Source organism: Paenibacillus sp. FSL K6-2859 (assembly GCF_038008265.1).
Lineage (GTDB): Bacteria > Bacillota > Bacilli > Paenibacillales > Paenibacillaceae > Paenibacillus_AQ > Paenibacillus_AQ nitricinens.
In genome coordinates this window covers 3,129,617-3,144,141 of the sequence record NZ_JBBOYU010000001.1, presented here as the reverse complement: position 1 = coordinate 3,144,141, position 14,525 = coordinate 3,129,617, and the positions used below count along the sequence as shown (strand labels likewise).

At 44.1% G+C, this 14,525-nt stretch carries 14 protein-coding genes; 2 read left to right on the top strand and 12 right to left on the bottom strand.

Going from position 1 to position 14,525, the window contains the following annotated elements; translation table 11 throughout:
• Positions 1-20: 20 nt before the first annotated feature.
• Together MHB64_RS13935 and MHB64_RS13930 are read right to left on the bottom strand one after the other, a co-directional pair.
• Entirely contained in the window at positions 21-1,070 is a 1,050-nt protein-coding gene (locus tag MHB64_RS13935; protein WP_094874178.1) for a Gfo/Idh/MocA family protein, read from the bottom strand.
• A gap of 18 nt (positions 1,071-1,088) precedes the next feature.
• Positions 1,089-1,976 (bottom strand): sugar phosphate isomerase/epimerase family protein, encoded by an 888-nt coding sequence (locus MHB64_RS13930; RefSeq protein ID WP_094874177.1) that lies wholly within the window; start codon positions 1,974-1,976, stop codon positions 1,089-1,091.
• A 123-nt stretch (positions 1,977-2,099) separates the two neighbouring features.
• On the opposite strand from MHB64_RS13930, the gene MHB64_RS13925 reads away from it, so the two are divergent.
• Positions 2,100-2,984, top strand: coding sequence for a helix-turn-helix domain-containing protein (locus tag MHB64_RS13925; RefSeq protein WP_094874176.1), 885 nt, complete (start codon positions 2,100-2,102; stop codon positions 2,982-2,984).
• Between the two features lie 65 nt (positions 2,985-3,049).
• On the opposite strand, the gene MHB64_RS13920 is transcribed toward MHB64_RS13925, so the two are convergent.
• The 6 genes from MHB64_RS13920 to MHB64_RS13895 form a co-directional block, all read right to left on the bottom strand.
• Positions 3,050-3,844, bottom strand: a complete 795-nt coding sequence (locus MHB64_RS13920) for a DUF3221 domain-containing protein (protein WP_341134635.1) — start codon at positions 3,842-3,844, stop codon at positions 3,050-3,052.
• Between the two features lie 75 nt (positions 3,845-3,919).
• Positions 3,920-5,023, bottom strand: coding sequence for a Gfo/Idh/MocA family protein (locus MHB64_RS13915; protein ID WP_094874174.1), 1,104 nt, complete (start codon positions 5,021-5,023; stop codon positions 3,920-3,922).
• Between the two features lie 20 nt (positions 5,024-5,043).
• On the bottom strand, positions 5,044-5,766 hold the full coding sequence (locus tag MHB64_RS13910; RefSeq protein WP_341134634.1) for a ThuA domain-containing protein: 723 nt from the start codon (positions 5,764-5,766) through the stop codon (positions 5,044-5,046).
• Positions 5,767-5,791: 25 nt separating this feature from the next.
• Positions 5,792-6,952, bottom strand: coding sequence for a Gfo/Idh/MocA family protein (locus MHB64_RS13905; RefSeq protein ID WP_094874172.1), 1,161 nt, complete (start codon positions 6,950-6,952; stop codon positions 5,792-5,794).
• 1 nt (position 6,953) lies between these two features.
• A complete protein-coding gene (locus MHB64_RS13900; protein ID WP_179281747.1) occupies positions 6,954-8,063 on the bottom strand; it encodes a LacI family DNA-binding transcriptional regulator in 1,110 nt (369 codons plus the stop codon).
• Between the two features lie 102 nt (positions 8,064-8,165).
• Complete coding sequence (locus MHB64_RS13895; protein ID WP_094874171.1) at positions 8,166-9,041, bottom strand: LysR family transcriptional regulator; 876 nt, start codon at positions 9,039-9,041, stop codon at positions 8,166-8,168.
• Between the two features lie 128 nt (positions 9,042-9,169).
• On the opposite strand from MHB64_RS13895, the gene MHB64_RS13890 reads away from it, so the two are divergent.
• The gene (locus MHB64_RS13890; protein WP_094874170.1) at positions 9,170-10,063 is read left to right on the top strand and encodes a DMT family transporter; all 894 of its coding nucleotides are present in this window, start codon (positions 9,170-9,172) and stop codon (positions 10,061-10,063) included.
• Positions 10,064-10,140: 77 nt separating this feature from the next.
• Here MHB64_RS13890 and MHB64_RS13885 read toward each other — a convergent pair whose 3' ends face one another.
• The 4 genes from MHB64_RS13885 to MHB64_RS13870 form a co-directional block, all read right to left on the bottom strand.
• Positions 10,141-11,640 (bottom strand): DHA2 family efflux MFS transporter permease subunit, encoded by a 1,500-nt coding sequence (locus tag MHB64_RS13885; RefSeq protein ID WP_094874169.1) that lies wholly within the window; start codon positions 11,638-11,640, stop codon positions 10,141-10,143.
• 249 nt (positions 11,641-11,889) lie between these two features.
• Positions 11,890-12,639, bottom strand: a complete 750-nt coding sequence (locus MHB64_RS13880; protein ID WP_094874168.1) for a stalk domain-containing protein — start codon at positions 12,637-12,639, stop codon at positions 11,890-11,892.
• A 126-nt stretch (positions 12,640-12,765) separates the two neighbouring features.
• Positions 12,766-13,563 (bottom strand): M15 family metallopeptidase, encoded by a 798-nt coding sequence (locus MHB64_RS13875; protein ID WP_341134633.1) that lies wholly within the window; start codon positions 13,561-13,563, stop codon positions 12,766-12,768.
• 12 nt (positions 13,564-13,575) lie between these two features.
• Positions 13,576-14,481 (bottom strand): hypothetical protein, encoded by a 906-nt coding sequence (locus MHB64_RS13870; RefSeq protein ID WP_341134632.1) that lies wholly within the window; start codon positions 14,479-14,481, stop codon positions 13,576-13,578.
• Between the last annotated feature and the right edge of the window lie 44 nt (positions 14,482-14,525).

The following is a 14,525-nucleotide window of genomic DNA, read 5'->3' as shown; positions in this document are numbered from 1 at the left end:
TAAAATTAACAAAGGGTTTCTCACAGCTCTGCGGTATTCATGAACTCCACCAGATTAATTTTTCGGCCTGTTTTAGCACTTTCCAGCGCTCCGAATACCATTGCCATACTATAACGATTATCTCGACAATTCGTCTCTGCAGGACGTTCCTCTGCTAGCGACAGGAACATTTCCTCCAGACAGCCGTGATGGAAGGTCTTGTTCATCGCAATCACTTCGCCATTTACACGTTCAACGTCGCGAATAAATTTATCGCTCTGGTCTCCTGTTGCGACTACTTCTGCATATGGCAAATCATGCCCATCCCAAATCGCAGTTCCTTTTTCCCCATTAATCCGCCAAGCTGCTTCCCATGAGGTAGAGGCACCTTCCGCACACCAAGACCCCTGATAAGTAAATATGGAACCATCCGACATCTCAAAAATACATACTGCCGATGCATTTCCCTCATACCATGAACCAGGAGGATTAAATTCCTGACAGTAAACAGATACAGGATTCGCACCACTAATGAAACGGGCCTGATCAAAGGTATGAATCGCCATGTCCAGCAGCAGCGGACTTGCCATGACCTCACGGAAACCTCCGAAATGAGCGCCGAGGAAAAAGCTTGCACCGATAAATCCGGTTCTTCCAATCGTACCTGATTCGATGATTGTTCTTAAAGAACGAATACGAGGATCGTAACGGCGGTTCTGCATCACGGCATGAGCATTTCCGGTTCGCTCCGAGATCTCAACGATCTTATTACATTCCTCCATCGTCTCAGCTAAAGGTTTCTCACTAAACACATTACAACCCAGCTCTAATGCAGTGCTAGAAATATTAAAATGACTTCCTGGAACGGTTACATCAAAAACTAGATTTGCATCGGTCTCCTGGATCGCCAGTTTAATGTCAGTAAACGTCAGACAGGGAATTTCATGTTTCGCGGCCATCGCTTGAGCTGACTCCAGCCGTATATCTACAAGGGCAACAATTTGAATATCGGAACGTGATAAAGCGTATTCAATCCAGGCGTTAGCCATTCCTCCACAACCTGCAACCGCTACACGGTACTGTGCTGTCATCATTCTCCCCCTCAACGGTTAAAGTGGATTAGGTACAAAGCTACCACCCCGGCATTGTTTTAAATAGTTCAAAGCATGAACTTGTCCCATCATCTCCAGCTCATCCCGATAAACTGGATCATGCCAGCCTTCAATATCAATGGTGCCTTTATAACCTGCCTGACGCAAAATAGAAATGATATCCGTCCAGTTCGTATCTCCAAAGCCCGGAGTACGATGCCATACATAAGGCTTAGGGCCGTGGATTCCATACTCTTTTACGATATCCCATGCGATTGTGGCATCCTTGCCATGTACATGAAAGATCTTATCTGTCCATTTACGTAGCTGTGGTATCGGATCAATCAACTGCACCATCTGATGACATGGCTCCCATTCGAGTCCAATATTGTCAACAGGTACAGCGTTGAACATCTTCTCCCAAGATAATGGATTGTGAGCAATATTCCAGTCACCTGATTCCCAGTCTCCACCCATTGAACAGTTCTCAAAGGCGATTCTCAAACCGCGATCCGCTGCTCTTTTGGACAACTCTCCAAATACCTCAGTAAACTTCGGAATGGATTCATCAATGGACACCCCTGGCAACCTTCCCGTAAAACCTGATACCATATCCGTTCCGAACAAATGAGCATGATCAATCAGTCGCTCCCAGCTCGCTAGTACATCGGAATTATCACCCGTATTCGTCAATGGATTGCCGAAGATCCCAACGGTGGAGATCACGAAGTCATGTTCTGCTGCAAGCTCTTGCACACGCTTTCCAGTTTCCACAAGATCTGTTTCCCCTGTAGTTTGCCAGAAGGTTAAGCTAAAAGATTCAAATCCATGTCCTACAATTTGCGGGATCACTCTGACAGCATCTCCACCACCCACTAATGTTCCAATTCGCATTGTATCCTTCATCTTGTGACCACTCCAATATTGGTTTATAGTAAGTTCTATAATCCGAGTATAACCTGCTTTTGAGCTTAAAACTCTTATTATCTTGTGTTTATATAGTCGTATCTTGTGGGAGTTGAGTGAATTATGAGCTATCCCAATGATCTTAAAGAATACCCTCAATTAGAAGGAAGCAACTATCCGTTTCGATTGTTTTTTAATGAATGCAGATATGCAAAAGCCGGCCAGAACATTCTGTTTCTTCATTGGCATGAGCATTTCGAAATCATCATGATGCAGGAAGGCAGTGCCATCTTTCACATAGACAGTAAGCCGTACGAGCTACATCCCGGAGAGGTATTATTCGTTCCTTCTGGGGGATTACATGTTGGGTACAGTCTGCGGGAAGATCATGTTCGTTTTATATCCATCGTATTTCATCGTTCTTTATTTAAGGATTGGAAGCAAGATCCACAGCATGAGCAATTCGTAGCTCCCTATTTAGAGAACCGATATCAACTTCCGGTTAAACCTGCGGCGCTTGTTCCAACCTGCTCCACTTACTACTCCTTGCTGGACACCATCGTAGATGAAGTGTATCAGAAAAGTCCTGCTTTTCAATTAATCATCAAAAATCAACTGCATCTGCTTTTTGTTTTGCTTTCCCGTACCTTTTTGCCTGAGCAGGCTGCTAGTAACACGAATGAACGTCATTCCTTCAACCGTGAGCGTTTCAAGCCACTGCTGGAGTACATGGAGAACCACTTTGATGAGAAAATGACCATTGAGAGCGCCGCCAAATCTGTAAATCTAAATCCGTATCATTTCTGCAAAACCTTTAAGAAGCTAACGGGTCGGACCTTCATCGATTATGTCAATCTGTGCCGAGTAAATGAAGCGGAACGGCTGCTACTAGAGACCGATTTCACAGTGACGGAGATTGCTGGAAAAGTGGGCTGCGATAATCCTAATTATTTTACCAAGCTGTTTAAGCAATATAAAGGGATTACCCCTTCAGGGGTTCGAAAATAGGAGATTCGGTCTCTATACACGAAAAATAGCACCGTTTGCCCTACCAAACGGTGCTGGCTATAGGATTATTCCGTAGCAGCAAGTTCCATCCGCCGCACACTTGCTTGCGCAGGAAAGGATTCAGCCACCATACCAGTACTCCATAGCTTAATCTGCTGCCCTACTTTCAAATCCTTAAAATTGAGCGATTCCCCAGCTTCATTGAACATTTCAGATTTCTCATTAAATGAGAACCAGTAAGAGGGCTCTTCGTTTCCAGGCTCCAGAATCAGAATCCGCTTCGCCTGTTTGGTATCGATATCTACGATTTGACCTATTACATGTGGTTCGCCTATCTCTGAAATGTCGTAAGTCAACATATCGGAAGCGAGCCATTTTTCTATCTCATGTATGGCTGTTTCAGCATAATCAGACGGTATTGTAATCGTTACTTTATTACCAATCGTATCCACACTGGAACCGTATAGATTAAGCTTCTGGTAGAGTTCTTGTTTATGCAAAAGCTCCTGTGCAGCTAATAACTCTTGCATCGAATATTTAACATCATGGAGCTCATAAGTACCTGCCGCGAAAGTCTGAGCAAACCGCTGCTCAATCTGCGAGTTCAAACCCACTATATTGATATGAACCTTATTATCCTGTAGATAGATATCTCCGTTAGGAATCTTCTGAGCAGATAGGAAAGCTTTAACCGCTTCAGGATCTTCTATTCCATCGCTCGCAGTACCCAAGATATCTGGAGTTGCAGTAATTGCAGCAGTTGGAGCCGGCTCCTTGTTCGATTGTTGATCTTCTGAACAACTACTTATGAACAGGATAGCAGCAGAAATCCATATCCAGCCGCTAATCTTGATCCGCATCCTTTTCACTCCCTCACTCTTTATTTTCTCAAACGGAGATTGGAAGTGATAGGTTGCAGTAATAGAATGATTTCTCTAATCCAGTGTATAAGGAGCGAGCCCAATCGGAAGCGCTTCAGGACGAGTGCAGGTACTCTCCATTTCGTAGAATGAATGACCATCTGAAGAATCATGGAACGCCCACATCGCTTCTAGTACATGATAAGCCAATTCTCCACTAGCGCGGTGCTGTCTTCCCGTCCGAATGGCATAAGCCATATCCGCTGGACCAATTCCACGAGTATTTTGATCATATCCAGATAACAGTGGTTGCTCCGTCCATTCATTCTCACCCATAAGCCGGTATTTCACCGGACCTCCAAAATTATTAGGATCCGGCACTTGAATCGTTCCAAGTGTTCCATAGATTTCTATATGCGGCAGGTTACTTCCGCCAAAGATATCAAAGCTAGTAATCAGCGTTGCTATGGCTCCATTCTCAAATCTTAATGTTCCAGCTACATGGGTCGGTATTTGCACAGGAATTTTATTCCCCAATTTCTTCTCACTTGTAATCGTGCGTTCTTCCAGCGCTTTTCCAGTCATTCCGCTAACCGTACGAATAGGTCCGAGCAACTGCACCAATGCTGTCAAATAGTACGGCCCCATATCGAACATGGGTCCTCCACCTGCGGCATAATAAAATTCAGGATCTGGATGCCAATGCTCATGTCCACGGCCCATCATAAAGGATGTAGCTGCAACAGGTTCGCCAATTACGCCCTCCTCGATCAGCTTCAATACGGTCTGAATGCCCGATCCGAAGAAGGTTTCCGGTGCGCTGCCCACAAGCACGCCTTGTTCACGAGCAGCAGACAGAACTTGACGTCCTTCTTCTCTCGTCACAGCCAGCGGCTTCTCAACGTACACATGTTTACCCGCTTCAATGGCTTTCAGGCATACCTCCGCATGAACAGCTGGAATCGTCAGGTTAATTACAATCTCTATCTCCGGATCATTCAGTAACTGCTCTGTGGTATAAACGTTAGGAATATTGTATTGATCCGCTTGTTCCTGTGCTCTAGCCAAATCTAAATCAGCACACGCAACTAGATCCAAGATCTCGAACTTTTGACAATTCTCCATATAGATACTACTGATTTTACCGCAGCCAATAATTCCGACTTTGACTTTATCCATTCGTTGATCGCTCCCACTGTTTATTGACTGTCTGCCATTCCGCTATAGCTGGTACTTACCGTTGAAAGATTGAATTGTGTAAGGGCTTTGCCTTCAGCCGCCCATAGCAGTCCTCTACGCATCATTTCCTTTACCTGTTGCATAGCTACAATATCCGCATGATGACCAAGAGAATTATAATAAACTCTGCCGAGCCCCCAACGTTTTGTCCAAGCTACCGGCATATCTACAGCTTTATTGTACGAATGAGGACCTTCTATAACTGGGAAACGAGTCGTTGCTAGTATTTCTACAGCTGGATCTACATGGAGATAATATTGCTCCGAACACACGCTGAAATCTTCTAATCCTTCTACCAATGGACTTGAGCTTTGACGAATCTCGACAGTATAGTTCACACCGTCATTGCCAGGATGAGCTACCCATTGCCCTCCCGTCATAAACTGCCAATCTACATTATTTCGGAAAGAATCACACATCCCACCATGGCAACCTGCAAGCCCTGTCCCTTGCTGCACAGCAGCCGAGACATTGTCCACCAGCTTCTGATCGATTGTACCCATCGTCCATACCGGAACGATCAAATCTAATCCAAGAAGCTTATCCGCATCGGCAAAAGCCTCAAGCGTGTTCGATACCTCCACTTCAAACTGTTCCTCTTGCAATACCTTAGCGAAGATATCAGCGACCTGTTCAGGCTCATGACCCTCCCAACCGCCCCATACAATCAATGCTTTTCTCATCTTCAGCACGCCTCCTTATGATAAATTACATCTCAGATAAATCGACCCAGCGGCGCTCATCAATAGAGCGTTCTACAGCTTCCAGCACAGCTTGACATTTCACCCCATCATGGAAATTAGGAACAGGCTGACGTCCTTCTTCAATCGCGTTGGAAAGCTCCAACATCTCGTGAATAAAGGTATGTTCAAACCCAATCGTATGACCCGGCGGCCACCAAGCCTCTGCATATTCATGCGCAGGATCTGTAGCCAGCACGCGCCGAAAACCCTGTACATCCTCAGCGTCTGAAGTCAAATAGACTTCTAATTCATTCATCCGCTCGAAGTCGAATTTCACACTGCCAAGACTTCCGTTGATTTCAAAGGAATTGGTAGAGCGATGACCTGCTGCGAATCTGGTTGCTTCAAAGCTACCCATGGCACCGTTTTCAAAACGGGCTAAAAACAATGTGGCATCGTCAACGGTAACCTTACCCTTTGGGGCATCCTTATCACCTTTGGCGCTTAATCCGGTCATTTCAGCGGCGAGTGGGCGCTCTTTTATAAAGGTCTCACTCATGCCGATTACTTCCTTCACGTCACCCACTAAGAAATGTGCCAAATCAATTAAATGCGCACCTAGATCTCCATGTGACCCTGAACCTGCAATCTCCTTCTGCAATCTCCAAACTAACGGGAATTCCGGATCTATAATCCAATCTTGCAGAAACCAAGCCCGAAAATGATAGATCTCCCCCAGCCTCCCGCTCTCTACAAGCTTCTTAGCCAGTCTAACCGCAGGTGAAAAGCGATAATTAAAACCAACCATATGTGTAACCCCTGCATCTTCAGCGGCTTGCAGCATCTCACGGGAATCCGCCAAGGTCAACGCGAGTGGTTTTTCACAAAAAATATGTTTACCAGCTTTGGCTGCTGCCAGAGCAATCTCCTTATGTGCGTTACTTGGAGCATTTATATCAATAAGATCGACATCCTTACGGGCGATCAATTCCTTCCAATCCGTTACACAATCCGCCCAACCTAACTGAGCGGCAGCTTCCTCAAGCGCTTCAGGATTCCGTCCACAAATCACAGACATTTCAGGTTTAAGCGCTTTCGGGAAAAACATTGGCAAACTACGATAAGCATTACTATGCGCTTTACCCATAAATTTGTAACCGATCATTCCAATGCGAAGCTGTTTCATCTTATTCCTCCTTAGGATTCATAATTATGGATGAAGCTCGAATAACTAGTTCTGTCGGTAGTTTAATCTGGATGACTTGGGAGGATGATGAGGTTTCTGAGAGGCTATTCCCCAGCAATTCTAATACCTTAGCCACAGCGATTTCACCTAGCTCATAAAAGGGAACTCGCACACTGCTTAAGGCTGGTGTAGTTAGCTCAGCGGCATCTGAATCATCATACCCCACAATAGCTGGAATATGATCCCTTGGGATACCTAGCGCCTGCAAGCCTTGCTGCAATCCAATGGCCATTCGGTCATTGGCGGCAACAATAGCATCAATCTCATTCAGCAGAGGCAACATCTCCTTAGCAGCCATAACACCGCTTTTACGACTGAAATTGCCTTCGAATAAAAGCGATTCATCCAACGGAAGGTTAGACTCCTCCAAAGCGCGTGCATAACCCGTTAAACGATCTCGGCTGTTCGAATAAGATGCTGGCCCGTTTAGAAAGGCAATTCTTGTAAAGCCCTGATCCAGTAAGTGCCTGACCGCTTGCCAGCTTCCTTCGACATGATCAGCATCCACCTCGTGAAAAGCTTCTTCTTCAAAATGCTGATTAATCAGGCAAAATGGATAACCTTCCTCCTTTAAACGACGAAGTGAATCCAGCTCACCAGGCTCTTCTTTGGCACCGAGTACAATGCAAGCATCGATCTTCCGCATCTTAAACAAACCGCAATAATCCATGGGCTCCTCGGCATTTCGAAAGAGCATTAGCAGATCATAACCCTCTTCTCGCGCCTTACTCCCAATTCCACTTAATATTTCAGAAAAATAATAAGTGGAGAACAAGCGTGCATTTGGCAAATAAGGCATTACTACACCAAGGTGCCCGCTTCTTCTACGAGCAAAGCTCTGCGCGAGTGAACTAGGGGTATATCCCAGCTTGAGCGCAGCTGCCAACACACGTTCCTTCGTTTCTTCCTTGAGCGGACCTACGTTGTTTAACACACGAGAGACTGTGGCTTCTGAGACTCCGGCAAGCTCGGCAACCTCTTTACGGCTGGCGATAGAAATCCCTCCTACGAAAGCGTATTCATTTAGATGTACGCGCGTACATTCTCTCATGAACCATGCCCTTCGTCAACCCTATTTTTGGATATTTATTAATAATAAATCCCCTGAATCGAATCAGGGGATTGAGATCATTTGAATTGGATTACTAACTATTCAGGGATTCCCCATTAACCACGCTTGCACATGCTTTAGGAATTTTCTAGTAGCAGGGGAAGCGTATTTCATGGAGTGTACAGCGATCCCAAGCGATCTAAAACTTCGTTCCTCCAATTCAAGCATGGTTACGTTATAATTTTGACGGGTTAAAACAAGCTCTGGCAAAATACTAATCCCAAGCCCCTTCTCCACCATTGCCATAATGGCATAGTCATCACCCGCTGAAAACTTAATATTCGGTTTGATGCCTGCCTTATCCAGCACACGTCTGACATCATAATCTGAACCTGCCTTCGGGATGATGAAATCCTCCTTCGCAATTTGGGATAATGACAGAAACGGCTCTGCGCTAAGCGGGTTATCTTTGGAAACGATACCTAACATCCGGTCCTTTTTTAAGGGAATCACTTCGAACTTCTCACGGGTAGGCAGAGAAATAAAACCACAGTCAACAACTCCGGCCTCAATCCATTGTTCTACCTCTAAGTAACCCCCCTCCATTAACCTAATTTCTATATAGGGGTATTCACTGCGGAATTGCTTAATCATCCCTGGCAGCCAATGTACGGATACACTGGTAAACGTCCCAATGGTAATGGTACCGACCTCTAGCCCATGAATATCCGCTACTTCCTGCTTCAATTGTTCATTCCACTTTAGAATTTCACGGATCGGCTGCAGTACTTGCTCACCGTTGACCGTTAATTTAACCCCAGATCTATTTCTAATTAATAACGTGAAGCCAAACTCCATCTCCAAGCTGCTAATCGTGTGGCTAATCCCAGATTGCGTAAAGCCCAGCACATCTGCTGCTTTGGTTAGGCTCCCCAGCTCCACAACTTTTAGAAAAATCTCATACTTATTAATGCTCAACCTCTATCCCTCACCTTTATAAGTTGCATAAGTTTTACTCATGTATCCTATGATAAACATTCAGTTACCTTATGTATAGAGCCGTATTATAATATGTTGAGTTGATGATAAAGAAGGATGATGACGAGATGAAACCGCTCAAAGCTGAGCTGCTGCTGTTAGTTGTAACATTATTTTGGGGCTCCTCCTACATATTTATGAAAATGGGTTTAGGTACATTAGGCGAATTCAATCTGATTGCACTCCGCTTCGGACTTGCTTTTATATTAGCCACAGTGATCTTCCACAAACGATTAAGACAAGTAGACATCAAAACAATAAAATATGGTGCTCTACTCGGATTCTTACTCCTCGGCGTGTTCACATGCATAACCTTCGGACTGAAGACTACAACAACCTCCAACGCTGGATTTTTAGTTGCCTTGACGGTCATTTTTGTACCGATATTAGATCGAGTTATTTTCAAAAAGAGAATCGCATCTGCGCAGGTTTTCGGCTCCATACTCGCTATAGCTGGAATTGGACTCCTTACCTTAAACGCAACCCTATCGATTGGGCCAGGTGACTTCCTTTGTATTCTTTCGGCGGTATTCTATGCGGTACAGATCTTATTTACAGGCAAGGCTGTAAAAGAGTGTGATTCTCTGAATATTGGAATCTTACAATTGGGTTTTGCCGGAGGCTTTGCTTTAGTGTTATCTGCACTGTTCGAGACACCTTCGCTTCCTTCGACTTTACCGGCATGGATTGCGATCCTCGCACTTGGGATTCTCTGTAGTGCCTGTGGCTTCATCCTGCAACCCATTGCTCAAAAATATACTTCCCCATCACGCACCGGACTGATCTTCTCCCTTGAGCCGGTATTCGCCGCACTGTTCGGCTATTGGTTCGCCGCTGAAAAGCTATCGATGCAAGGATATGCTGGTGCAGCCCTTGTACTACTGGGGATTGTGGCCTCTGAGCTATTGGGTAAATTGTCTCTAACCCCAGCGTTGGTTCAGAAGAAACCAGAACATCTATAGATAGATTCTCTAATACAAAAAAGGCGTCGTCAGCTAGGCAAGCTGAACGACGCCTTTTTATCATCTAATCTTATGAATTAATGCCCCATCATCATTGCTGCATCCGCCTTCTGGCCTTCTTCGGAGGAGGAATCACTCGAAGAAAGCTTAGGCTTGCGCAGAATAATCGACATCAATACTCCGACTACAGCAATACAGCCAGACAGGAAGAATACATCATCGAAGCCTAGAACTGCAGCTGTCAAAGGATTGCTCCCTGCTTCCAAAGCACCCATATGCACAGTGATTTGACTGGTCAGATAACCCGTCAAGCCTGCTACAGCAAAGGCCACAACCACCTGCTGTGCCGCTGCGGTAAGCGATGTAACACGGCTCACTAATTCACGCGGTGCTGCATTCAGAACATGTGTATTGAGTGGCATCATCGCTATACCCATTCCAAATCCTAATAAACCAAGATACGTCATAATTAAGTTTAGACTAGTATTTATCGTAATTCCTGACAGTAGGAATAAGGTAACCGTAATAATGCTCAGACCCACAAAAGCCAGCGGTCGTGCCCCTATCTTATCAAACAGTTTGCCGCCAAGCGGCATGCCGATTACACATGCTAAAGCTTGTGGAAGCAGTATTAATCCCGTTTCTAGTGGTGTATACGCCCGAATCTGCTGTAAGTATAGCGGCACGAACAGCATGGAACCAAACAATGCGGCCTGCATGACCCAAGTTAAAATAATGCCGCGGGTGAAATCTGAGGAGCGAAACACGCGCAGATCCAGCAAAGGCTGTTTATGCCGCAGTTCAACGATTATAAATAGAATTAGTGCAACGCCCCCAACAGATAATCCGAGGATTGCCGGAGTCGATGACCAACTATTCGCTCCACCTTCATTTACTCCATAAGCTAGCATAGAAAACGCAATCGGTGCCAGTATTATGCCTAATATGTCGAGGTTGCCTTTCCCAATCTTCTCCGTCCTAGGTAGGTACTTAACGCCAAGAATAATACCAACAATCCCAATCGGCACGTTGATCAGGAAGATCCAATGCCAGCTAACGTATTCAACAAGCCATCCGGACAAAATTGGGCCAAGGGCAGGAGCAAGCAGCATGGGAATCCCTAACATCCCCATAATCGACCCTCTTCGTTCTGCTGGAGCTAACTTAAACACCATAGCCATCCCAATAGGAGCTACCATCCCCCCACCAAGTCCTTGGATCACACGAAAAATAACAAGCTGCGAAGAAGTTTGAGCAACGGAACATAACATGGAGCCAAGAATGAACAACGTGAGCGTCACCAGAAACACTTGTTTAGAACCGAAACGATCCGTCATCCAGCCTGCGAGCGGTATTACAGCCGCTAAAGCTAATGTGTACCCTGTAATCGCCCACTGAATCGTTTGGAGATCGGAACCGAAGTAGTCCACGAGCTTGGGAACTGCTACATTAACCACCGTACCATCCAGAATAACCATTATCATACCGACGATAATTGCAAGAAGCGGGGGGATGATAGCTCTTAGCGAGAATGGTTGTTCTTCTGTTTGGCTACTCCCAGTTATTGATTTTGTCATCCAGTGCTCCACTCTTTTCTCTAATTTAGTTAAATGCTTTAACGATTATTTCAAATTTTAATTTACCTTCGATGAAGGCGAAAGTCAACAAATAAAACCCTTTTTTACAATAAAAATACATTGTATTTACGTTCCTCTCAGAATGTTAATCCAATCAAAAAAGACTATGCATGGTCCCCTTAAGAAATTTCCTTAAGGAACGTACGCATAGCCTGTTGTGCCTGAAACGGTATCATTAATATTCTTTCACTAAATGGAAGGAAGGTTTCCCTTTAATTCAATAATCTTACCAGACTTATTAAGAACAAACTCCAGAGAGGCTTCAGTCACAGCAAAGCCAAGTACACATTGTATGGACACTTGATCTTCTTTTTGACTACTTTCCGTAGACTTTATGCCATGATATGTACCTGCTCGTGCCGTAAATTCAGCCCAATATTTCTGTAAACCCGGGACGGAAAGCGAACGCTTCATTTCATCACTAAAGAATCGATTCTCTAATTCTTGAAATTGTCCAGTGCTTAGCAATCCAGCGATCACGCTTGCTGTAACCTCAGGCGCATAAACTTCCACTAGATTAGCGTCAGCATTATAGGAGGTAACTAGTCCTATGCTAGTGAAAAAAGAGAGGGGAACATATAAGTGTTCCTTCTTAAACACAACATTATCCTTAAATTCTCTTTTCTCTTTATCATTAATGGTAATATGGTCGTCTCCTACCTTATACTCAATCTTTTGTTTGACTCCAGTTAAGGTAATGGTGTCCGTGCTTTTTTGATAAGTGGTTTGATATTTCAAGACGCTTGTTGCTTCTCGAAGGGGAATCATTACCGTAGAACCGTTAGGATAGGCTGAATATTGATCTGCTTTTAGAACCTGACCGTTCAAAACTACCTTTACTTCACTTACATCTGCCCAAGCTGTAGAATAGGTAGTTCCTCCAAATCCATTTACCAATAACAGTACACTTAGCACTACAACAACCGCGATTTTGTTCATCCGTTCGAAACCTCCCTTTTTTTGACTATTAGTATTATGTGCGTTTCCAGCATCTGCTAATCCTAATGGTAGTCAAGCTCAACAAAAAAAGTGAATCGGTTCTTACATGGACATTCAAGTTCTAGGTTATTCCACTTTGAAGTCAAAGTATTGTTTAGGATAAGGTTCCTTCGTCAATGTAAAATGCCACCATTCCTTGCTGTAAGGTTTAAATCCCTGTTGTACCATTGCCTCTTTGAGGATCGCGCGATTTGCTTTCTGAGTCTTGTTGATTAAGGGTGTATCATAATAGGAGATGTCTCCGAAAAAATCAAACGGGCTGCCCATATCTACTTCGGCTCCCGTTTCTTTATTTACGATCGTTAAATCGATGGTGCTACCTCTGGAATGGCCTGATTTTTTAGCAATAAAACCAAGTTTAAATAGATTACGTTTATCCAGTCGCGGATAATATTGCTGTTTCATCTTAGTATCTGCGGCATTCTGCGACCATCTTACAAAATGATTCACCGCCGTCTGCGGGCGATAAGCATCATAGATTTTAAGAATATAACCTTTGTTCGCTAAATCCTCACTAACCGCTTTTAAAGCCGTTGCCGCTGTCCCCGAGAATATTGCTAAAGGCGCCTTATAACCATCCATCCGCTTCCCAACAAAATTGTTGTCCCCGTAGTAACGAATCTCATATTGTGCCGTAGGAATCACTTCATCCAAATAGACAAAACCTTGCGGTAAATGATTTTTCTTCGCAAGTTGCATCTGCTGCAGCACGGAGTCCGTTGAAGAACCGACATAAGCGGCTTCTGCACTACCCATAAACATACTGTTTGTCCACAACGACAGCACAACTGCGAAAACTGCGATTCTTGTTCTTCTTGATCCTATTCTCAATTCATCCAGCCTCTTCTCAGGTGTTGTCTTCACATACTCTAATAATTACGAGTTTACGGTTTCAACTAGAAATTTTTCGATTACAGGTGTGAATTTATTATTCGTGGAATTAAGTAATTGTAGTAGCTTTTCTAAAATCGAAAGAATTCTAGTATCAACCTTGCTATTTTTTAGTGCATTTTCATACGCCTTTTTTACTTCTGGCTTGATAACTTGCTCATCATAGTCGTATGCAGGTGTATTACTTGTTCCATATAATAAGCGAGACGTTGCAATAAGAAGTTCTTTTTGAAGAGCGGTTGAACGGTTAGAAGCAGGATATTTCGTCACAAAATCCTCTATTGCAAGCGCTCTACTCGTTAACTCGGTCCAACTGATTACAATCGCTGCATCAGATACACTCGGTTGATTAGATTCGGTGGCCATGATGTCAATATAAGCTGCGATGTCCTTCGTAACAGAAGGCTTAAAGATCTTAAATCCCTCATAATGCATCACCGGATAGTACATGCCCTCACTGGTCTCCAGCTTATATCCCTTATCCCGGCCTTCAATTAACACATTGCGTACGTTGGAATCTTTGATCGTATTAAGAAGTGCGGTATAGGTTAGATTTTTGTTTTTGGAAAAAGCACTATTTATCTCTTTCTGCATCTTGTCCGGAAAAACCTTTTCTGAGTATACAGTTAAATGCGCCTTCTGTGCATTCTCGAGCTGAAGTGTCATCTGAGTCGCTGTCCAGGTATCCACTTCTTTGATATGGTTAATTAAATAATTACGTGCGTTAGCAAGAGATGTCGGCTTCTGTACATACTGCTGAAATTGATTATAAACGCCTGCAGATTCCGTTGCCGTGGCGGCAAGTACTGGCTCTATGCCCCAAGTACTTAATCCCGTCACTGAACCAATAGTTATAGCAATACTTAATAAGCTTGCTTTTTTCCAGTTCAATCCATGACCTCCTTTTGCCATATGTGTAATTGTACTTAATATAT

What these genes read in the sequence shown, in the direction of transcription:
- MHB64_RS13935 (WP_094874178.1), bottom strand. Translation starts at nt 1,070, where the DNA reads ATGACAGCACAGTACCGTGTAGCGGTTGCAGGTTGTGGAGGAATGGCT.
- MHB64_RS13930 (WP_094874177.1), bottom strand. Translation starts at nt 1,976, where the DNA reads ATGAAGGATACAATGCGAATTGGAACATTAGTGGGTGGTGGAGATGCT.
- MHB64_RS13925 (WP_094874176.1), top strand. Translation starts at nt 2,100, where the DNA reads ATGAGCTATCCCAATGATCTTAAAGAATACCCTCAATTAGAAGGAAGC.
- MHB64_RS13920 (WP_341134635.1), bottom strand. Translation starts at nt 3,844, where the DNA reads ATGCGGATCAAGATTAGCGGCTGGATATGGATTTCTGCTGCTATCCTG.
- MHB64_RS13915 (WP_094874174.1), bottom strand. Translation starts at nt 5,023, where the DNA reads ATGGATAAAGTCAAAGTCGGAATTATTGGCTGCGGTAAAATCAGTAGT.
- MHB64_RS13910 (WP_341134634.1), bottom strand. Translation starts at nt 5,766, where the DNA reads ATGAGAAAAGCATTGATTGTATGGGGCGGTTGGGAGGGTCATGAGCCT.
- MHB64_RS13905 (WP_094874172.1), bottom strand. Translation starts at nt 6,952, where the DNA reads ATGAAACAGCTTCGCATTGGAATGATCGGTTACAAATTTATGGGTAAA.
- MHB64_RS13900 (WP_179281747.1), bottom strand. Translation starts at nt 8,063, where the DNA reads ATGAGAGAATGTACGCGCGTACATCTAAATGAATACGCTTTCGTAGGA.
- MHB64_RS13890 (WP_094874170.1), top strand. Translation starts at nt 9,170, where the DNA reads ATGAAACCGCTCAAAGCTGAGCTGCTGCTGTTAGTTGTAACATTATTT.
- MHB64_RS13885 (WP_094874169.1), bottom strand. Translation starts at nt 11,640, where the DNA reads ATGACAAAATCAATAACTGGGAGTAGCCAAACAGAAGAACAACCATTC.
- MHB64_RS13880 (WP_094874168.1), bottom strand. Translation starts at nt 12,639, where the DNA reads ATGAACAAAATCGCGGTTGTTGTAGTGCTAAGTGTACTGTTATTGGTA.